Raw genomic sequence first — 1,290 nt, forward strand, 5'->3', positions numbered from 1 at the left:
GCTCCTGACTTGTTCAATCGAGCCCAGGCGCACGGTTCGCGGTCGTAGCGTCCAGGGTGCTGGTCGGCATGGGCCCGCAGTGCTCCTTGCCGCCCTCGGGCTGGCTCATTGATAGCGTGCCGCCGCCGACCGGCACCCGCGCGGTGTGGCTCGACAGAGGCATGAAGGTGACGCAGTGACTTCGAGTCAGGGTGCCCACCGCACTTCCTTCCCTGTCTCAGCGAGTGCGAGGCCAGCCCGTGATCTTGATCGGTGTCGATCCCCACAAGTCGTCCCACACCGCCGTCGCCATCGACGCAGCGGGCCACCAGCTGGCTCAACGCCGGTTCGTCGTCAACGCCGGCACCTTCCGCCAGCTGCTGCGCTGGTGCGAGCAGTGGCCCGAACGCCGCTTCGCCATCGAAGGCGCCCGCGGCCTGGGCCGCACGCTCGCCCAGCAGTTGGCCGGCGCGGACGAGAACGTGGTGGACGTGCCCTCCACCCTGTCGGCCCGGGCCCGGCTGCTGGCCACCGGCGGCGACCGCAAGACCGACGCCGCCGACGCCCTCCACGTAGCTCAAGCAGCCCTGTTCCGTGGCGACTTGCGGATCGTCACGCCCGAAGACCAGACCACGATCCTGCGGCTGCTGACCGAACGGCACGACGATCTGGTCCACGAACGCACCCGCGTGCTGAACCGATTGCACGCCGTGCTGCGCGACCTGCTGCCCGGCGGTGTATCCGCCGGGCTGTCGGCCGACAAGGCGGCCGCCGCGATGAAGAGCATCCGGCCAGCGACGGCCACCGATGCCTGCCGCCGGGACATAGCCCGTGACCTGCTGGCCGATCTGCGCCGCCTGGACCGGCAGGTCAAGGACAACGAATCCGAGATGCGCGACGCTCTCGCCGCGACCCGCACCACGCTCACAACCCTGCCTGGCCTAGGTACCGTGCTGGCCGCCAAGGTCATCGGACACGTCGGCGACGTCAGCCGCTTCCCCACCGAGCACCACTTCGCCAGCTACACCGGCAGCGCACCCCTGGACGCCTCCAGCGGCAACAACGTCCGCCACCGGCTCAACACCGGCGGCAACCGCGCGCTGAACTCCGTACTCCACGTCATCGCCGTCTGCCAGATCCGCGACGGGGGGCGTGGACAGGACTACTACCTCCGCAAGATCGCGGAGGGAAAGACGCCGGCAGAGGCCCGCCGAGCTCTCAAACGGCGCTTGTCCAACGTGGTTTACCGGATCATGAAACGCGACCAACGGAACCATCTCGCTCAGGCCGCTTGACACACAGAGGCGCTAT

The 1,290-nt window shown here is 68.8% G+C and carries 1 protein-coding gene; it reads left to right on the forward strand.

The genetic code is table 11. The features are described from left to right. Positions 1-239: 239 nt before the first annotated feature. Complete coding sequence (locus tag ACGFYN_RS48185) at positions 240-1,274, forward strand: IS110 family transposase (RefSeq protein WP_393872286.1); 1,035 nt, start codon at positions 240-242, stop codon at positions 1,272-1,274. The last annotated feature ends 16 nt before the right edge of the window (positions 1,275-1,290 follow it).

Origin of the sequence: Streptomyces sp. NPDC048419 (assembly GCF_043200415.1) — a bacterium.
GTDB lineage: Bacteria > Actinomycetota > Actinomycetes > Streptomycetales > Streptomycetaceae > Streptomyces.